General features: G+C 42.2%; 16 protein-coding genes. 10 read left to right on the top strand and 6 right to left on the bottom strand.

Annotation, left to right across the window (positions count from 1 at the left end):
* Positions 1 to 15: 15 nt before the first annotated feature.
* From nusB to IM473_RS06200, 5 genes are all read right to left on the bottom strand, one after another.
* Positions 16 to 669: a transcription antitermination factor NusB gene (nusB, locus tag IM473_RS06220; RefSeq protein WP_002768645.1), complete on the bottom strand. Its 654-nt coding sequence runs from the start codon at positions 667 to 669 to the stop codon at positions 16 to 18.
* A gap of 137 nt (positions 670 to 806) precedes the next feature.
* Positions 807 to 2,270: a DNA phosphorothioation system restriction enzyme gene (locus tag IM473_RS06215; RefSeq protein ID WP_287659957.1), complete on the bottom strand. Its 1,464-nt coding sequence runs from the start codon at positions 2,268 to 2,270 to the stop codon at positions 807 to 809.
* A 239-nt stretch (positions 2,271 to 2,509) separates the two neighbouring features.
* Positions 2,510 to 3,097 carry a protoporphyrinogen oxidase HemJ gene (gene hemJ, locus IM473_RS06210; RefSeq protein ID WP_046660950.1) on the bottom strand — a complete coding sequence of 196 codons (588 nt, stop codon included), beginning with the start codon at positions 3,095 to 3,097 and terminating at the stop codon, positions 2,510 to 2,512.
* A gap of 665 nt (positions 3,098 to 3,762) precedes the next feature.
* Complete coding sequence (locus IM473_RS06205; protein ID WP_287659958.1) at positions 3,763 to 4,713, bottom strand: hypothetical protein; 951 nt, start codon at positions 4,711 to 4,713, stop codon at positions 3,763 to 3,765.
* Between the two features lie 7 nt (positions 4,714 to 4,720).
* Complete coding sequence (locus IM473_RS06200) at positions 4,721 to 6,085, bottom strand: UDP-N-acetylmuramoyl-tripeptide--D-alanyl-D-alanine ligase (protein ID WP_287659959.1); 1,365 nt, start codon at positions 6,083 to 6,085, stop codon at positions 4,721 to 4,723.
* A gap of 449 nt (positions 6,086 to 6,534) precedes the next feature.
* Here IM473_RS06200 and purD point away from each other — a divergent pair, with 449 nt between their 5' ends.
* The 4 genes from purD (at position 6,535) to IM473_RS06180 (ending at position 11,810) form a co-directional block, all read left to right on the top strand.
* Positions 6,535 to 7,800 (top strand): phosphoribosylamine--glycine ligase, encoded by a 1,266-nt coding sequence (purD, locus tag IM473_RS06195; protein ID WP_287659960.1) that lies wholly within the window; start codon positions 6,535 to 6,537, stop codon positions 7,798 to 7,800.
* A 210-nt stretch (positions 7,801 to 8,010) separates the two neighbouring features.
* Complete coding sequence (locus tag IM473_RS06190) at positions 8,011 to 9,237, top strand: glycosyltransferase family 4 protein (RefSeq protein WP_287659961.1); 1,227 nt, start codon at positions 8,011 to 8,013, stop codon at positions 9,235 to 9,237.
* A 178-nt stretch (positions 9,238 to 9,415) separates the two neighbouring features.
* Complete coding sequence (locus IM473_RS06185; protein ID WP_287659962.1) at positions 9,416 to 10,972, top strand: type II CAAX endopeptidase family protein; 1,557 nt, start codon at positions 9,416 to 9,418, stop codon at positions 10,970 to 10,972.
* A gap of 85 nt (positions 10,973 to 11,057) precedes the next feature.
* Positions 11,058 to 11,810 carry a Uma2 family endonuclease gene (locus tag IM473_RS06180; RefSeq protein WP_287659964.1) on the top strand — a complete coding sequence of 251 codons (753 nt, stop codon included), beginning with the start codon at positions 11,058 to 11,060 and terminating at the stop codon, positions 11,808 to 11,810.
* A gap of 10 nt (positions 11,811 to 11,820) precedes the next feature.
* Here IM473_RS06180 and sufR read toward each other — a convergent pair whose 3' ends face one another.
* Positions 11,821 to 12,459 carry an iron-sulfur cluster biosynthesis transcriptional regulator SufR gene (gene sufR / locus IM473_RS06175; protein ID WP_002804342.1) on the bottom strand — a complete coding sequence of 213 codons (639 nt, stop codon included), beginning with the start codon at positions 12,457 to 12,459 and terminating at the stop codon, positions 11,821 to 11,823.
* 223 nt (positions 12,460 to 12,682) lie between these two features.
* On the opposite strand from sufR, the gene sufB reads away from it, so the two are divergent.
* The 6 genes from sufB (at position 12,683) to rpsU (ending at position 19,668) form a co-directional block, all read left to right on the top strand.
* Positions 12,683 to 14,125: a Fe-S cluster assembly protein SufB gene (sufB, locus tag IM473_RS06170; RefSeq protein ID WP_104396676.1), complete on the top strand. Its 1,443-nt coding sequence runs from the start codon at positions 12,683 to 12,685 to the stop codon at positions 14,123 to 14,125.
* 95 nt (positions 14,126 to 14,220) lie between these two features.
* Entirely contained in the window at positions 14,221 to 14,991 is a 771-nt protein-coding gene (gene sufC, locus IM473_RS06165) for a Fe-S cluster assembly ATPase SufC (RefSeq protein ID WP_002778368.1), read from the top strand.
* Between the two features lie 138 nt (positions 14,992 to 15,129).
* Entirely contained in the window at positions 15,130 to 16,455 is a 1,326-nt protein-coding gene (sufD, locus tag IM473_RS06160; RefSeq protein WP_287659965.1) for a Fe-S cluster assembly protein SufD, read from the top strand.
* A gap of 55 nt (positions 16,456 to 16,510) precedes the next feature.
* On the top strand, positions 16,511 to 17,773 hold the full coding sequence (locus IM473_RS06155; protein ID WP_287659967.1) for a SufS family cysteine desulfurase: 1,263 nt from the start codon (positions 16,511 to 16,513) through the stop codon (positions 17,771 to 17,773).
* Positions 17,774 to 17,807: 34 nt separating this feature from the next.
* Positions 17,808 to 19,313, top strand: a complete 1,506-nt coding sequence (locus tag IM473_RS06150; RefSeq protein ID WP_287659968.1) for an RluA family pseudouridine synthase — start codon at positions 17,808 to 17,810, stop codon at positions 19,311 to 19,313.
* 172 nt (positions 19,314 to 19,485) lie between these two features.
* Positions 19,486 to 19,668 (top strand): 30S ribosomal protein S21, encoded by a 183-nt coding sequence (gene rpsU, locus IM473_RS06145; protein WP_002738938.1) that lies wholly within the window; start codon positions 19,486 to 19,488, stop codon positions 19,666 to 19,668.
* Positions 19,669 to 20,027: the final 359 nt, after the last annotated feature.

Genomic DNA, 20,027 nt, shown 5'->3' with positions numbered 1-20,027 from the left:
TAATTTCTTTCGAGTTTAACTCTGGGTGGATACGGCTTTTTCTGCTTCGTTTAGCTTATTCGTTACCCGTCGGAGAACGCCATTAATAAAGCGATAACCTTCATCATCAGAATAACGTTTTGCTAATTCGATCGCCTCATTAATTGCTACTTTTTGAGGTATATCGAGATAGAGCATTTCTGCCACGGCAATTTGCAGGATATCTCGATCGATTCTTGGTAAACGATGTAGTTGCCAATCCACTAAAGCGCTGGTTAATTCCTGTTCGATTTCCGCACGACGACGATAGACTGTACCGATTAATTCTAGGGCATATTCCCGCACTTCGTACTGACTGGATAACTGGACAATTTCGGGAAAATCTATCACGGTTCCTAAACGATTAATGGCATTGTGGGTAAGAGAAATTGCCTCTTTTACCATAGTTTGGGCGCTTTTTAGATTTGTTGCCTTAGTATCACTAGCGAGAATCCGTTCATTACCACGACTAATTTCAGCAGCGGCAGTTTCTAAGGTTTCTTGAATTTCGACGGTTAAGGTTCTAACTGCGACTAAAATTAAATCGTTTAAAGTTTGCTGTTCCAGGTTTTCAGGATTACCTTTAATCTGACTTAAACTCAAAAGGGCAAGTTCTCGAGCAATGCGGCGGGGTTGTTGACGGGGAGGCATAGAAGTTTAGAAGTAGAGGAAGGAAAATTATACAACTTTATTGATCGCTATCCAGTTGGGTTAATTTTTCTCGGCGATCAATTCTTGACTAACCTCTATTCTAGCATAAAAGCTGCCAAGATTTAACTTTTCAAGTTTTAATTAGACAAAAGACAATATCTATCTTGAATCTCCCCTAATTTAGTCTCAGCTTCTTCAGCATTAATAGCTAATTGAGCAAACTCTAGAAAGCGTTTTAATTCCTTGCGTAATAAATTCCTTTCTACTTCCCAGGTTTCTCGATCTAAGGTGGGTGGCATAACAATCATATCAAATAAAGTGGCCTGTTTTTTATCGGGATGGGGGCGCAATATTCGCCCGCGACGCTGAATAAATTGTCGAGGATTACCACTACTAGCCAGAATCACCGCGTTTTGAATTGATGGCAGATCTACTCCCTCATCTAAACATCTAATTGCCACTAATCCTTGTAGATAACCCTCCTCAAATTGTTGGCGAATTTTTTCTCGTTCTTCTAGAGAAGTTTCTGCGGTGTAGGTAGCAACTCGATAACCTAATTGATTGCCCAATAAATGAGTAACTGCCTCTACTTGACGACGATAATTAGCAGTATAATTTTCCACATAACCATCCCCACAATAAAATAAAGTATGATCCGTGTCTAAACGTTCTTGCATCAGTTGTTGTAAAGCCTGTAATTTATTACTTGCTGAACCAACTAATCGTGACCTTTGCATTAGCAATGCTGTTAAATTTTCATTGCCGTTTAAATTACTATTTTTCTGCAAAGTCCAGCCGATTCTTTGGGTTAATTTTGCGTATAATAAAGCCTCAGCATCGGTTAATTCAACCAAGACTGGATAATAAAAATAATTAACTAAAGCTCCTTTACTAATAGCATCAGCTAGGGTAAATTCTGGTTGTAGAATTTGTCCAAAATATTCAAGAATAGCGTCAGTTCCTTCCTCATCAAAATATCTTTCAGGAGTGGCGGATAAAGCCAATCTTAGACCTAAAGAACGGGGTAATAATTCCTCTAATCGGGGGGAACCTAAATTATGTGCTTCATCACCAACGATTAAAGTTTTATCGGGAAAAAATTTTATTTGTGATTGAAACCCCTCGCTAATAAAAGTTGAGTTAGTAGTTAAAATAGTGACAAATTTTTGATTACCCGCTTGCACATTATATAATTCTGTGGCTAGTTGACTTTGCCATGTATGGACACTTTCGTAGGCTAAAATCGGTTTAAGATTAAATTTTTCCGCTTCTCGTTGCCATTGATTGACTAGGTGACGATAGGGGCAAATTACTAATAATACTTGCAGTTCTATCGCTTGGTAAAGTTCCATAGCAATAGCTAAAGCAGTAATAGTTTTACCACTGCCGGTGGCCATTTTTAAAGTTCCTCGTCCCCGATTACGAAACCAACTGATAATCGCCGTATTTTGGTAGTCTCTCAATTCCAAATCGGGAGGAATCCTAGGAATACCAGAGGGATTAACTCGATAGAATCCTCGCAATTCAGCCACTTGCTTGAGCTTGCGAGAACTCAGAAAATCTCTAGTTATTTTTTCCCAATCTATCCAGCAACTATTCATAATAGATAAGTAAAAATTGTTATCGGCTAAAAACTGGTATCTAATTAAATTTGGGTAATTAATCAATCTCCCTTGCTGATTATAGCCTTGAGATTTAAGCTCAAAAATAGCAGAAAGCTAAAAATATAAAGACTAAAGGTTGCTACCTATACAATTGGGATGGACTAAAAAGACCATCCCACAGCTGTCAAACCACTTTTAACTGTTATCCTAGAAACCTAGGCAAGGATTAGGATAATTTACATGGTCGCTACTTCTTCTTTTTGGAGAGTATTTTGCTGAAGTTTTTCTTGATCTTTGCGACGTTTTTTAGCATAAAGTTGTATTGTCACTGCCATTAATACCACTAAAGCTACAATTAACCAGGTGGTCAAATCGAGGGGCAATTGATTCTTAAATACTGCCAAAAGGACAATAACTACCAATAACAGGGTTGGTGCTTCATTTAATGCCCGAAATTGCTGTCCCGTCCAATTACATTCTCCTTTTTCTAGCTTTTTCATGATGCGACCACAGTAGAAATGATAGAGCAGTAAAAGAGCCACAAAGGATAATTTAATATGTAACCATCCCGATTTTAAAATTTCCGGTTCTGTGGAGATTAAACCGATCGCCATAGCCACGGTGACAATCATCCCCGGTGTGGTGATGATATTGTAGAGTCGCTTCTCCATGATCTCGTATTGTGCTTTCAGAATAGCTTGTGCGGGTTCGGTTTGTGTTGCTGCCTCCGCATGATAGACAAACAAACGTACTAAATAAAATAGTCCCGCAAACCAAACAACTACCCCAATCAGGTGAAATGCTTTAAACCAATAGTAAGCCATAGTCTATATTGTGATGTGAGTCCCGAATTAATTAGTCTAAGAGTTATCCATGCTTTCCCAGACCATCCCTATACAAAAGTTTAGACGGAAAATAGGGGTTGCGGGGAGTGGGAATTATGAATTATGAATTATGAAGTGGGGTAGTGGGGTAGTGGGGGAGTGGGGGAGTGGGGAGTGGACCCCCCTAGCTCCTGAATACTGTCTCCTAACCCAATGTTGGACAAAGATAAGCAAAAACTATTGATTGAATCCCAAAACTTGAGAATATTTAAATTAATATTCCGCAATATTTACAAATTCTTAAGAATTAATTGAGAAAGATTTTTATTTAACAACGATGTTATGCTAGTTACAGCGATTTTACTGAATTTCATAATGGGTTTTTCTGTGCTTTTTTGGGCAGCAACGGTTGAAACCCTTGCCACACCTAGAAGGTGATCCTAATTAAGATAGCTAAATGAGTCAATTTCACCCACAACGATGATCTTTTTTTTGTGTAGTTTTATTGCAAAAAAAAAGTTTTTTTGACAAAAAGCACAAATTATGCTGCGGTCTAGCGGATTTCTAGCTGCGAGTAATTATGGGAGAGAAGGGAGCAAGGAGAGAAAGTTCGAGCATTTGTACTAAAAATTCTCATAGGCAGTTTAAATTCACTACAGCAAACCCTAATTATCTAAGAGCAAAGGTCGCAGAAAACCGCCATAATTCTCGTCATCTGTGCCGATAAAGACTTCTATTTTACCTCTGGGAGATTCTCTGGTGGTCAGCGCCTCCACTTTAGCACCGTCGATTTCCGCAATTTTTTGGGGATTAGGGGCAAGAATTAGGCTATTATCGGCTGTAACTTGACCAATACGGTAAACAGCACTTCTAAACACTCCCGCACTATCTGGATCGTAAGCAGAAGCTATGTAGATATTACCTTGCTTATCTACGGCTAAATCGGAGATGGGGCGAATATTTTTACCGCTACCAAAAGGACTCCGAAAAGTTACCGACTGAAATTCCCCGAATTTTAAGGGATTGAAGGAGATATCCGTCCAGCGAATCTTTGTACTCTCTTGACTATCGGCCCGTTCTGCGTAGATAAATAGATAACGATCGCCTTGTTTGCTAACAGCGATCGCCTCTACATTTTTCACTGGAATTGGCCAATTTATTTGCTCAACTATCTTGACTTTTTGCTGGTTATATGCTAGTAAAAATAGTCTTTGAAAAGGTTTTTTCTCGCCACTTTCAGCCAACAAAAATAAATCAGTTTCTGGGATAGAAGTAATACTTTCGAGATCGTTACTCAATCCCTCTGGATTTGGCCAATCTACCCTTAAAACCTGCCATAATAGCGGTTTTTCCTGCGTAGGTAGCTGTAAAAGACTGAGTCTTGCTTGAGATGGATCACTTTTTTTGCCCTTATTTTTGGCATCGTGAACCCCTAGAAAAATATCTGCTTCCACCCAAGCTAAACCACTGAGATCTGGGAGATAAGTCTCCAGTCGTCTCGATTCTTGAGCAAAAGAGACTTGCACTGCCGAAAAAAAGAAAATTAGCGTTAAAATAACCGAAAAAACAGTTTTTAGTCGGCTATTCTTGCTAAAAAAAGCTCTCTTCTCTAACATCTCTTCCCTAACTCCCAATATCACTGATTAACTCCTCCACCACCCGATTTAAACCGACGGAATGGGAAGCCTTGCATAAAATGCGATCGCCTGAATCAATCACTTCCTTTAAACGATTAATTAAATCTGCGTGAGTTTGAAAACATTCGCAATCGACCCCAGTAGCGGACTCAGCAATAAACTTAGCTTCGGGGTCATCCACCAAGACAAACAAGCGATCTATGCCTAGTTTTTGCACCCTCTCACCCACTTGGCGATGTAATTGCTCCGAAAAAGACCCTAACTCCTTCATCGTGCCTAAAACAGCAAGATGACGCTGACCGGGAGTAGCTTTCAGTAAATCCAAGGCCGCTAACATTGATTCTAGACCGGCGTTATAGGTTTCATCGAGGAGTAGGATATCGGGTGTTAATTGGTAACGTTTGGCCCGACCACTGGGTAAATTAACCTTAATTCCCTCTTGCAAAGAAGTCCAATCGATGCCTAAAATTTTCGCTACAGCCAAGGCCGCCATAAAATTTAAAGCATGATGACGACCGGATAAAGGTAAGTTAAAATCTAGTCCATTGACTCGTAAAGTAGTTAAATCCAGTAATTCTCCGACTATATCGCCGCCAGAGAAGCCATAGGTAATTGTTTCCCCCTGCCATACCCGTTTAGCTGTTTCGGTAAGTAAAGGGTGATCGTAGTTAAGAACAGCTATACTACCAGAAGGAGACTCGGCCAATAACTCGCATTTCGCCTCTGCGATCGCTGCTTCCGACCCTAAACGACCGATGTGAGCGGTTCCCACATTAGTAATCACTGCGATCGTCGGTTGGGCGATTTGAGCGAGCAGGGCAATTTCTCCCCGTCCCCGCATTCCCATCTCGATTACAGCACTATCGTGAGTTTCGTCCAGTTCGAGGAGAGTTTTCGGCACTCCGATCTCATTGTTATAATTAGCCAGGGTTTTATGTACTTTTCCCTGGGTTGCTAGTACGGAAGCGATTAATTCTTTAGTGGTAGTTTTTCCCACCGATCCCGTAATAGCAATCACGGGTATAGTAAATTGATTCCGCCACCAATGGCCTAATTGCTGATAGGTTTCTAGGGTATTCTGGACTAGGAATACAGGAATATTACTAGAGTAATTTACCGAAACTGGCTGATCAACAATCAAGGTCGCCGCTCCTTTTTCGATAGCCATATCGATAAAATCATGACCATTAAAATTATCACCTTTTAAGGCTAAAAATGCTTGTCCTGGCTCAATACTACGGCTATCAGTATTAATGCCAGATACTAAACTATCTTGGCTCAAACTTATGTTGCCATTATTTTGTAAGGATAATAATTGAGCTAGTTGATTGAGGGATAAATGACAGGGCATAGACAATAAAAATACTTAGAGTAAATTCCGAATAATCTAGAAGATAGATTGATGTTTAACGGGGACTTAGATCAGATAAAATCGATTTTTCTTGGACCTCTCAATCAGAGCTGGTGTCATGTAGGGGCGCAACGTGGTCAGGGAGTTTATCGAACTGCTTGCACCCATAATGTGAGATAGTGAATATTTTTCAGCCAATGTCCGAGAGAGCCAACTCGATGGCGTAGAATGACCCAAAATAGGGACAGCCTAAGAAGGGAGCATCTACTATCTAATCACAATTGACTCCTTTACAGCAGTTATCTGATCACCTCCGTAGGACTAGGGCAAGGGTTTTGCTCAACAGGTGGGGAGCGGGGATTAAAAAGTTAAGTAATCTCAACTTCTGGGCAATGACACCCCGGAGCTAGGGGATAATTAAACCATCGTCATTTAGGCTGCGTTTATCCGTGAAAATTATCGTTATCGGCAGTGGTGGTCGAGAACACGCCTTGGCTTGGAAACTGCTGCAATCACCCGAAGTTGAACAACTGTTCTGTATTCCGGGTAATGGGGGAACGGCAATTTTACCTCAATGTGAAAATATCCCCCTAGCAATGGAGGATTTTGCCGAAATTAGCCGCTTTGCCCGAGAAAATTGCGTCGATCTGGTGGTTGTCGGGCCAGAATATCCCCTCTCCCTCGGTATTACCGATCATCTTCTGTCCCAAGAAATTGCCGTTTTTGGTCCCACACAAACCGGGGCCTTAATTGAATCGAGCAAATCCTGGGCCAAAGAATTAATGAGCGAAGCCGGAGTGATCACCGCCGCCTCGGAAACCTTTACCGATGCAGAATTAGCAAAAACTTATATCCGAGAGCAAGGAGCGCCCATCGTGGTGAAAGCGGACGGATTAGCCGCAGGAAAAGGGGTAATTGTCGCCGAAACCGTAGATACAGCCCTAGAAGCGATCGATGATCTGTTTACCAGTGGCTTTACTAAAGTCGTGGTGGAAGAATTCCTAGAAGGGGAAGAAGTGTCTATCCTCACCCTCACCGATGGGATCAGTTTTCGTTCCCTGCTACCCGCCCAAGATCACAAGCGCATCGGTGAAGGTGATACCGGCAAAAATACCGGCGGTATGGGAGTTTATGCCCCCGCACCCATAGCCACCGCCGCCATTATCGAAGCGGTGGACCGAGACATCCTCGCCCCCATTGTCGCCACCCTACAAAAACGCGGCATTGACTATCGGGGAGTCCTCTACGCCGGTTTAATGATTTCCCCCGCCGGAGAGCCAAAAGTTCTCGAATTTAACTGTCGTTTTGGCGATCCCGAAACCCAAGCGGTTTTACCCCTACTGGAAACTCCCCTGGCACCGCTGCTGCTGGCTTGCGCTCAACAAAAATTAACTGATTTTCCCTCTTTACAATGGCGCTCCGGTAGTGCCGTTTGTGTAGTGGCTGCGTCTGCCGGTTATCCCGACCACTACGAAAAGGGCCAGTTAATCACTGGAATTAAGGCCGCTGAAACCGCAGGAGCGATCGTTTTCCACGCCGGCACGGTTTTAAAACACGGCGATATCTTCACCGATGGCGGCCGGGTTTTGGGTGTCACGGCGATGGGAGCCAATTTTAATCAGGCGATCGAACTTGCCTATCAATCGGTGAAAAGGATACACTTTGAGGGTATCTATTATCGTCGTGATATCGGCCACCGGGTACGCGAAAAATAAGGGTCAGTATTTAGGCCGGAGTAAAGGGTAATAGTTATGGGTTTTGAGGATTAATTTATTAGCCAATTTCCCTTTTTTTCCGCATCTCTCACCGCTAATCCTCACCTCTTTCTAGGGTAATCCCTGACAAAAGCGCATCCGATTTGTCAAAAAACCAGTAACTATTGATAAAATCATGAAACTGAATCGCCCAACCAAATTGCCCTCCCTATGCGAATTTTGCTCTATTCTTATAACTATTATCCCGAACCGATCGGCATCGCTCCCCTAATGACAGAATTAGCGGAAGGATTGGTTAAAAGAGGTCATCAAGTCAGGGTTTTGACGGCTTTTCCTTGGTATCCTAATAGTGAAATCGATCCCGAATACCGAGGAAAAATCTATCTGGAAGAAGAACGAAATGGTGTTAAAATTCAACGTTCCTACGTTTGGGCGCGCCCCCAAAGAAGTTTAAAAAATCGAATTTTCTTTGAATTGAGCTTTGTTTTTTTGAGTTTCTTTCAGGCTCTCAAAGGTGAAAAACCCGATCTAATTTTCTTAACTGTCCCCGGATTACCCGTTTGCGTTCCCGCCGCTTTATTGAGTAAATTATATGGGGTGCCGATTATTCTAAACTTACAGGATATTCTGCCCGATGCGGCAGTTCATGTGGGATTATTAACTAATCAGAAAATGATTAAGGTTTTTAGTAGTCTAGAAAAATTTGCCTACAAAACTGCCAGCAAAATCTCAGTTATTGCCGATGGTTTTACCAAAAATCTCCTCACTAAAAATGTGCCGAGTGAGAAAATTATTGAAATTCCTAATTGGGTAGATGTAAGCTTTATTAAACCTCTGCCGAAAAACCATAATTATTTCCACCAAGAAAATCATCTTGAGGGCAAGTTTGTTGTTTTATATTCTGGCAATATTGCCCTAACCCAACCCTTAGAAACCCTGATTGATGCTGCAGTTCACTTAGTTAGTATCCCTGAGATTCAAGTGGTAATTGTTGGTAAAAAAGAGGCCCTTGAGCGCCTAGAAAAGTATCGCCAACAACAGGGGGCCAGTAATGTGCTTTTATTACCCTTTCAACCCCGGGAAAAATTACCAGAAATGTTGGCAGCCGCCGATGTGGGTATGGTGATGCAAAAACATAACGTTATTTCCTTTAATATGCCGTCCAAAATTCAGCTATTATTAGCTAGTGGTCGTGCTATTATTGCTTCTGTTCCCGCCGATGGAACTGCTGCTAGGGCGATCGAGCGCAGTGGTGGTGGTTTGCTGGTTACTCCTGAAGATCCAGAGGCATTAGCTACGGCTATTTTAAAGCTATATAAAAACCCAGATTTAGCAACTATACTAGGAGAAAAGGGACGACAATACGCGGAGGAAAATTATGCCTTTGAAAAGACTTTGGATCAATACGAAAATCTTTTTTCTCAAGTAGTTAGTTAATAATTAGGGTAAGTAGTTATAATTAAATTGAAGATAGATCCCCCCTTAATCCCCCCTTGATAAGGGGGGTATCTGACAATTTTTAATACCTACCTATAGGGAATAGGGGAATTTCAACTAAAACCCTAACACCCTAAAACCCCAACACCTAACCCCTAACTCCCACTTAACTATTTTCATGTTCGATAATTTCTCAAAAAAACTCCCCTGGCAAAGTCTCAAACAAGCGATCGCTTTTTTCTTAACAATTATTGCCTTAACTCCAGTAGTTACAGCTTTAATTTCTAGTGTTAATCAGCCCCAAATCCAATCGAATATTCAACTATATCAAACCAATCTCAATCTACAAGCCACGACTCTAAGCAGCGATGCTGATCCTAATAGCGAAGAATTTGCTAATCTTAAATTAATTCAAACTTCCCTGATTGGTGAAGATCCCTACAGCACCGCCGAGGAACAGTATTTATCAGCCCAGAAAAGTGCCAAAAAAACAATCACCGAACTAGAAAAATCAGCAGTTAATCCCGAACAAAAAAAATCCCTTGAGCGCGACATCAACTCCTTAAAAGATTTAGAATTGAAATTAAGTCTCATTCAAGCTAGTCAAGGTGACTTGGATTCGGCACGGAAAATCTGGCAAGACATCAAGGAAAAATCAGAATTTGAGAACTATAAACCTGCTATTTTACAAAATGCGCTGCTGTTAGAGGGATTGTACAGTGAACCCCCCGAAATTGCTGCCGATGCTGAAGCGAGAATCGAGCGCAATTTTCAAGGATGGTTTCGTTATACCATTCTGGAAAAATTATATAGTCTCGAAAATCGTCAAGAGGATTTACTCGCTTTAGAGGAAGAACAGAGTGAAGTGGCGGCTAATGCCTTAATTAAACTAATTTTATTGGCTTTTTTGCCTCTTATCGGCGGTTTAATCGGTGTTGTGCTGTTGGTCTTTTTATTAGTGCAGTGGCTGCTCCGCCAACAGCGAGCGCTGCTCTTTCTAGATGATAGTCTCGCTTGGCAAACTAAGTGGGGAGGAGAAACCCTCTGGTGGGGAATAATTATCGGTTTCTTTTTCGTCGGACAAATTGTTTTACCGGTAATTTTCGGGATTTTATCGAGTTTCTTGAGTCTCAATCCCGAAAAATTTAACCTAGAAGCTAAAGCAATATACGTTGTAGTTAGTTATTTAGCCTTAACAGTGAGCAGTTTATCGGTTTTATACCTAGCAATCAAGCCTTTTCGCCCTTTACCTCCCGATTGGTTTCGTTTTAACCTCTTTAGTCCTTGGCTTCTCTGGGGATTAGCCGGCTATTTCGTCGCTTTACCCCTGGTTATTATCGTTTCTTTGCTCAATCAACTAATTTGGCAAGGACAAGGAGGCAGTAACCCGCTGCTGACTTTAGCCCTAGAATCCCAGAATACCTTCGCTTTAATCTGTTTTGGCTTTACTGCTTCCCTTGCCGCTCCTTTTTTCGAGGAAATTGTCTTTCGCGGCTTTTTACTAGCTTCTTTGACTCGTTATCTGCCTGTCTGGGGTGCTATTGCTCTTAGTAGTTTGATTTTCGCCCTTGCTCACCAAAATTTGTCAGAAGTGCTGCCTTTAACCGTCCTAGGTTGTGTTCTTGGCTTTGTTTACACCCGCTCGAAAAATTTATTATCCTCGATGTTGGTTCATAGTCTCTGGAATGGTGGCACCCTGTTAAGTTTATTTTTATTGGGCAGCGGTGCGGGTTAGGTGAGGTCTCTGGTTTTCGGGGTAGCCTAGAGATGATGACAAATACCGTCTAATTAATTATCAACCTATCTCTGTTGGACAAACCATGACTATCGCTGAAAGCTTACCCCTAGTGGAGTCTCATGTCAACCCTGAGATAATCTTCCCAGAAGGCCAATTTTGGAGTGATGAACCACCCTTGGAAAGTAACCTACATCTACAACAAATTATTTTATTAATTCAGTGTTTAGAATGGTGGTGGCGCGAGCGAGAAGATTATTTTGCCGCCGGCAATTTAACCATTTATTACAGTCCCAACCAGAAAAAGTCAGAATTCTTCCGTGGTACTGATTTTTTCGTCGTTTTGAGGACAAATCCCAATCCTAACCGCAGAAGTTGGGTAGTTTGGCGAGAAGAGGGTAAATATCCCAATTTAATTGTGGAAATTCTCTCCGATAGTACCGCCCAAGTTGACCGAGAGGAGAAAAAACAAATTTATCAAGATATATTTCGCACTCCCGATTATTTTTGGTTTGACCCAGAAAGCCTAGAATTTGAAGGATTTACTCTAATTAGCGGTCAATATCAACCGATTACCCCCAATTCTCAGGGATGGCTCTGGAGTCAACAATTAGGCTTATATTTGGGTTTATCTGCCAATAAATTGCGCTATTTTACCCCCGAAGGTGAATTAGTACCCACTCCCGCAGAAGCGGCACAACAGGCAGAAAATCGGGCTGTAGAGGCAGAAAATCGGGCTGTAGAGGCAGAAACCCAAGTTGAACAGGAAAGGCAGAAATCCGCAAAATTAGCGGCTAAACTGCGGGAATTGGGCATAAATCCCGATGAAAATCTCTAATCTCCCCCTTTCAACCCTTGCACTTAATTAGATAACCACATCGTTGCTCACCTTGATTGATCCAGTGAGTCCGTTCGATCGTACAATCGGGAAGCAGCATGGCAAACATTTCTAATTCATGGCCACAGATACTGGGATAGGAACCGGCGACCTCAGCAATAGCGCAATGATGCTCGGCCAGGATATAACTATTTTCTGCTTCCAGTGCCACTAATTCTGCCATATAACCCTCCTCTTGGCGAATTTCTAGCAATTTTCTCATTCTTTCCCCTAAAGACCCCTTGCCGAGGCGTAATTGATATTCTGCCGCTTTGCGTTGCCACTGTTTTTTGAGAATTTCCCCCACCTGTTGCTCTCCCACCGTCTCCACGAGAGTATTGAGGAAAGAAACGGCGAAATTATCGTAATTATGGGGAAAACGGCCACGACCTTGACGACTGAGACGATAAATGTGCTGGGGCCGTCCTATCTTATTTTGTACGGCAAAATATTCTATCAGTCCTTCCTCCTCCAAATCCTTAAGATGGCGGCGCGTCGCTTGCGGACTAATACTTAACTCCTCAGCCAAGTCTTGGGCAGTAGATTGACCGTTTTTGAGCAAATATTGCAGAATATCGTCTTTCGTCGAGGCGGGTTGAGTCGTGGTCATGATACCAAAAACAGAGGCTTTAGCGTACAATTGCTGAGGGTCAAGGAGCGGCCAACTACCCTTCCAGAGTAACCTGAATAACAGAGGTTTACCAGCATCCTCTCAAATTTTCCGTGACTTTGACAACAGCTTTGTTGTTAATCTATTATATAATCAATTTAAACAACAATAAAGTTGTTTAACTGCCTCCCCTGCCTACCGCGTAGAGAGAACACTAACCCCCATGAGTGCAACCACCGTTAAAAACCTCGTTAACCAACCCTACAAGTACGGTTTCATCACCGATATCGAATCGGAAACCATCCCTCGCGGTTTGAATGAGGAGATTATTCGCTTAATTTCGGCGAAAAAGAAGGAACCGGAATTCATGCTCGATTTTCGTCTCCGGGCCTACCATCAATGGCAAAAGATGACCGAACCCAGTTGGCCGCACGTTTCCTATCCTGCCATTGATTATCAAAATATTATCTACTACTCTGCACCCAAACAGAAAAAAGAAAAACTCAACAGTCTTGAAGAAGTTGACCCCACTTTAATCGAAACCTTTGAAAAATTAGGCATTCCCCTTTCGGAACAAAAACGCCTTTCTAACGTGGCCGTCGATGCTATCTTTGACAGCGTTTCTATCGCCACAACTTTTAAAGAAAAACTAGCAGAACAGGGGGTTATTTTCTGTTCTATTTCAGAAGCTTTACAGGAACATCCCGACTTGGTGCAGAAATATCTCGGTACTGTGGTTCCCGTGGGTGATAATTATTTTGCCGCTCTTAATTCTGCTGTTTTTAGCGATGGTTCCTTTGTTTTTATCCCCAAAGGTGTTGCCTGTCCGATGGAATTGTCCACCTATTTTCGGATTAATAACGGTGAGACAGGACAATTTGAAAGAACTTTAATTGTCGCTGAAGAAGGGGCGTCGGTAAGTTATTTAGAAGGTTGCACCGCTCCGATGTACGATAGTAATCAACTTCATGCCGCCGTCGTGGAATTAGTCGCCCTCGATAATGCGGATATTAAATATTCGACGGTGCAAAATTGGTACGCTGGCGATGCCAATGGGAAGGGAGGTATTTACAATTTCGTCACTAAACGGGGTCTGTGTAAAGGAGTTAATTCTAAAATTTCTTGGACGCAGGTGGAAACTGGTTCGGCAATTACTTGGAAGTATCCCAGTTGTGTCTTAGTCGGCGATAATTCCGTCGGGGAATTCTACTCAATTGCCCTAACTAATAACAAACAACAGGCCGATACAGGTACGAAAATGATTCACATTGGCCGCAACACCAAGAGTACGATTATTTCTAAGGGAATTTCGGCGGGTAATTCCCAAAATAGTTATCGCGGTTTAGTGAAAATGGGACCGAAAGCCAAGGGAGCAAGAAATTACTCTCAGTGTGATTCTATGCTGATTGGAGATAATGCCGAAGCTAACACTTTTCCCTATATTCAGGTGGATAACAACAGTGCTAAAGTAGAACACGAAGCTTCTACCTCTAAAATCGGTGAAGACCAATTATTCTACTTCGCACAACGGGGCATTTCCGAAGAAGATGCTGTCTCTATGTTAGTCAGTGGTTTCTGTAAGGATGTCCTCAGTAAATTACCGATGGAATTCGCCGCCGAAGCTGATAAACTCCTCAGTCTCAAGCTAGAAGGAACCGTCGGATAACAGTTATCAGTTATCAGTTATCAGTTATCAGTTATCAGTGTTCGCTGAAATATAATTAGTCTCTAGAAATATTTGCACCTGCCAACAAAAAAAACATGAGTGAAGTAATTTTATCGGTAAAAAATCTGACCGCTAGTATTGATGGAAACCAGATTCTCAAAGGAGTTAACCTCGAAATTAAAGCGGGTGAAACCCACGCAATTATGGGACGCAATGGCTCAGGAAAAAGCACCTTTTCCAAAGTAATCGCTGGACATCCCGATTATGAAGTAACTGGGGGAGAAATAATTTATAAAGGTGAAAACCTTTTAGACAAAGAACCCGATGAACGAGCGCTTATGGGTATCTTTCTCGCTTTCCAATATCCCTTAGAAATCCCCGGCGTTAGTAACCTCGATTTTCTTCGCGTTGCCTATAATGCCAGACAAAAATATTTAGGCTCGGAAGAATTAGATAGTTTTGACTTTGAGGAATTAGTCGAGAAAAAACTAGAAGTTGTCCAGATGAATCCTAGCTTTCTTGGCAGAAGTTTAAACGAAGGTTTCTCCGGTGGTGAGAAAAAACGTAATGAAATCCTACAAATGGCTTTATTAGAACCCACTTTAGGAATTCTCGATGAAATTGACTCCGGTTTAGACATCGATGCTTTGCGAATTGTTGCTCAGGGAGTCAATCACTTAGCTACTCCCGATAACGCTTTTTTACTTATCACTCACTATCAGCGTCTGCTCAACTACATTGAACCCGATGTTATTCATGTTATGTACGATGGGCGCATTGTCACCAGTGGCGGTAAAGAATTAGCTCTTGAATTAGAAAGAACTGGCTACGATTTCCTCGACGAACAATTATTAGCCGTTAAATAATCTAGCTATCAGTTATCAGTAGTCAGGAGATTATTTTTACTTATTCTCCCCCTCTCCTCTCTACCCTCTCCCCAATTCATAATTCATAATTCATAATTCATAATTCCCACACCCCAACCCTCCAACCCCCTCTTACCAATGACAGCCATAATCACGAAACCTGAACAATCAGGAGAATTATTGTTAAAATTGTCGCGAGAAACGGTTCCCACTATCGATAACGGTAAAATTCTCGAATTAAGAGAATCGGGAGCCAGTAAAGCTCAAGAATTAGCCATCCCAGGCAGAAAAGACGAAGAATGGCAATTCACCGATTTAAGTCAACTCTGGGCGATCGATTTTCGCGCCCCCCAACCCGTTACAATCGATAAAAATGCTCTGGCTGTTTTTTTACTGCCCGAAGCCAAAAACAGCCGTATAGTCTTCGTTAACGGCATTTATCAGCCTGAATTGTCCGATATCTCCGCTTTACCCCCCGGTGTCAGCGTCAGCAATCTCGCCAATGCACAAAAAGATGTTCTTGTCAACTATCTAGGGAAAGAAAAAACCCCCGAATTTTTTACCGCACTCAACCAAGCTGGACTAAGCGATGGGGCAGTAATTCACGTCACCGCTAACACCGTTGTCACAACCCCGATACATCTCCTATTTATCACCGTTGTGGAGGAAATTCCCCGCTTTTATCAGCCCCATAGCCTCATCGTGGCGGAAACGGGAGCCAGTGTCAATATTATCGAGAATTACGGAGCTTTAGCCGAACATTGCTCCGATTTACCTGTAAATTACTCTTATTTTACCAACGCTGTCACGGAAATTTACCTCGAAGCCAACGCCGAGGTCATCCATACCAGAGTACAACGGGAATCGGGAGATGGTTTTCACATCGGACGCACGATAATTGAACAAGGGCGCGATAGCCGTTACACTCTCAACGAGATAAATCTAGGAGCTAAACTCTGCCGTCATAACCTCGATATCCTGCAAAAAGGAGAACAAACCGAGACAAATCTGCACGGATTAGCCATGATTACCGGACAACAAACCGCCGATACCCACAGCGCCATCTATCTCAACCATCCCCACGGCATCGCCAACCAACTGCATAAATGTATCGTTGATGGTAGCGCTCACGCCATCTTTAATGGTAAAGTGTTTGTTCCCAAACCCGCCCAATTAACCAACGCCTCCCAGTTAAATCGGAATTTGTTAATTTCTAACAAGGCACGAGTCAACACCAAACCCGAATTACAAATTACCGCCGATAACGTCAAATGTTCCCACGGGGCAACCGTTAGCCAACTGGAAGCCGATGATTTATTCTATCTGCAAAGCCGGGGCTTAAGTGCCGACACCGCCCGCAGTTTGTTAATTGATGCTTTCTCGGCCGAGATTTTAGCTAAAATTCCTCTAGAATCCCTCCGCCAAAGATTGGGGCAATGTGTCGCCTGTCGCAGTGTGGAATAACTCTACCGGGGTGGGTGCCAACCTGCCCAAAGTACCCCTCTGACTCCTGACTAAAATGACAATTATCCAAGAAAAAACCCTCGCCCAAAAAGTCCGCGCCGATTTCCCTATCCTCCATCAAACCGTACACGATAAACCCCTTATCTATCTCGATAGTGCCGCCACTTCCCAAAAACCCATTCAAGTATTAGAAACCCTGCGAAACTATTACGAAAAAGATAACGCCAATGTGCATCGGGGGGCGCATACTTTAAGTGTCCGGGCAACGGAAGCCTACGAAGGGGCCAGAGATAAGGTGGCTAGGTTTATTAACGCCGCTTCTCGTCAGGAAATTGTCTATACTCGCAACGCCACGGAAGCGATTAATTTAGTCGCCTACAGTTGGGCATTAAATACCCTGAAAGCAGGGGATGAAATTATTCTCTCGGTCATGGAACACCACAGTAATTTAATCCCCTGGCAAATTGTCTGCCAAAAGACGGGAGCAGTGATTAAATATGTGCAATTAACTGGCGGAGAAAGCTTTGATTTAGAACAATATAAATCCTTGTTATCTGACAAAACTAAATTAGTTGCTGTCCTCCATGTTTCTAATACATTAGGCTGTATTAATCCCGTTGCCGAAATAGTCAGCCTTGCCCATCAAGTCGGGGCGAAAGTATTAATTGATGCCTGTCAAAGTGTCCCCCATTTAGCCATTGATGTGCAGTCCATAGATTGTGATTGGTTGGTGGCTAGTGGTCATAAAATGTGCGCCCCCACCGGTATTGGATTTTTGTATGGCAAAGAGGCGATTTTAGAGGCAATGCCGCCCTTTTTTGGTGGTGGCGAAATGATTGCAGAAGTCTATTTAGACCATTTTACCTGTGCGGAACTGCCCCACAAATTTGAAGCGGGAACCCCCGCTATTGGCGAAGCGATTGCCCTCGGTGCTGCGGTAGAATATTTAATGGGTTTAGGGATGGATAATATTCATGCCTACGAAGAAGAGTTAACCGCCTATTTGTTCAAAAAATTAGGAGAAATTGAGGGTTTAAGAATTTACGGACCATCACCTAGTTTAACGGGCCAAGGTCGGGCTAGTTTAGCCGCCTTTAATGTGGAAGGGATTCATGCTAGTGATTTAGCCACTTTATTAGACCACGAAGGAATTGCTATTCGTTCCGGTCATCACTGTACCCAACCTCTACACCGCCTTTTTGATGCTTCCGGCAGCGCGCGGGCAAGTCTATATTTTTATAATACCCGCGAAGAAATTGATAGCTTTATTGTCGCTTTACAGGAAACTATCGATTTCTTTGCCAATTGTTTTTCTTAGGGGTATCTCTGGCCCCTTTTCCTGTTCTTAAAGAGTGAAAGAAGTTACCTATTATTATCAAGGAATTTGTCCCGAAACGGGCGAGTTATTGCGCTTGCCCCGCACTCTTTTGGCTGAAAAAATTGCCCAAGATTTGATGACAACTATCACCAATCCTCAAGGTAAAATGTATGGCATTTTGTTAGGAGAAAATGCTGCTGGCGAAATAGAAATTTTAAAAGCTTTTTCTGGACAGGGAGAAGCTGCTGGCTGGGTTCCGTCTCTATTGGGGAGAGAAAAAATTATGCTGGAAGAAAAGCGAGTTTTGCAACTTTTGCAGACAATTAAACAGGAAATTATCACTTTAAAATCAATTCCCGAACATAATTTATATCGACTCAATCAAGCAAATTTTGAGCGCAAAATACAAGCTTTACAGCAACAACATCAAAACCATAAACAGGAACGAGATAGACTAAGAAACTTAGGAAATTTAAACTCAGAAGAATTAGAAAATTTAAATAATCTCAGTCGTCAGGAAAAAAGAGCAAGAAAGCAATTAAAACAGGAACAAAAACAAGTTTTAGAACCACTAATTGAGAAAATAAACTTAGCCAATCAGAGAATTATTGAACTTAAGCAACAGCGTAGGAACCTCTCCAAACAGTTACAGGAATTGCTGTATCAATCCTACTGTTTAAACAACTTTTCTGGACAATCTCTCTCCTTAGCTAAATTGATGGGCAGTAATTTGTTACCGACGGGAACAGGGGAATGTTGCGCCCCGAAATTATTAAATTATGCCGCCATGAAAGGATTAAAACCTGTCGCCATGGCCGAATTTTGGTGGGGAGAATCGAATCGAGATAGAAAACAGGGAGAATTTTATGGCGCTTGTCAAGAAAGATGTCAACCTCTCATGGGTTTTTTACTTTCTGGTTTACGTCCATCCCTAGAAATTATCTATGAAGACGAGGGAATAATTGCTATTAATAAACCCGCGGGATTATTATCGGTAGCAGGACGTTATCAAGATAGTCAAGATGCTGTGGTCAATCGTTTTCGTCGTCAGGGAAAAAATGTCATTCCAGTTCATCGTTTAGACCGAGAAACTTCTGGTATATTATTACTAGCTAAAAGTTTAGATATTTATCGTTGTTTATCCCAACAATTTCAACGGCGAGAAGTGGAGAAAATCTACGAAGCTATATTATCAGAAATTATTGAGCGAGAATCAGGTATAATTGACCTACCTCTCTGGGGAAATCCGCAAAATCGACCCTATCAAACTGTGGATTGGCAAAGGGGAAAAGCTAGTCAAACCTATTTTAAAGTTGTCGGTAAAGAAGGCAATTATTCTCGGCTAGAATTTATTCCCTACACGGGAAGAACCCATCAAATTCGCGTTCATAGTCAAGCGGGATTAGGGATAGGAATTTTAGGTGATCGCTTGTACAATGGTAAGCAGTCCGACCGTTTACACCTACACGCTAAACAATTATCTTTTCGTCATCCTCAGACCAAAACTAAACTTGATCTAATCATTCCCACCCCCTTTTGAGAGCTATAATTGCTAACAGCAACAAATTAGCTATCTAAATGGAGCAAGAGGACTCCCGTTAAATTTCTCCTTAATTAAAGGCCGCCTTGATCGATTTTTACCCTAGATTGTGCTATAGTTAGGAGTTGGCATTTTTTAGGCAGAGAGCAATTACAGGAGGTGAATTAGGTTAATGACCCAAGTGGTAGTTGGTCAGAACGAGGCGATCGAATCAGCCCTACGTCGTTTTAAGCGACAGGTAGCGAAAGCGGGAATTTATGCGGATATCAAAAAGCATCAATTTTTTGAAACCCCTCAAGAAAAGAGAAAGCGTAAAGCAGTAGCCCGAAGACGACAAAGAACCCGTCGTCGTTAAATTCCACCAGTCAGAAGCTGAATAAAGGCTTCTGGCTGTCTTTTATTTTGATCGGGTTTTGGGGGCTGGGAAACAGATTAGGGAGCAGGGGAGTAGGGATAAAACAGCTGATGGCTGTCTCTTGCCAGAGTGCCTATCTCTACTGGGAAATTAATTCTGCACGACTACTTAGGGTTTGCGGCAAAAAGTTTGTTGGTGGGGGCAGGGTGTGGGGTGTAGGGTTTTACCCATTTTCAGGCGGTCAATTACCTAATTTTCAGGGAAAAAGTGCCTAAATTTCCCCCCGATCACTCCCATATCCGGTACTTTTTGATTGACAAAAGGTCTAAAAGTCTTATCCAACAAGGTTTTTAGATTTA

The sequence above is a fragment of the Microcystis sp. M015S2 genome (assembly GCF_020245945.1).
Taxonomy (GTDB): domain Bacteria; phylum Cyanobacteriota; class Cyanobacteriia; order Cyanobacteriales; family Microcystaceae; genus Microcystis.
The sequence above is the reverse complement of the archived record's forward strand: the minus strand, read 5'-3'. Positions and strand labels throughout refer to the sequence as shown.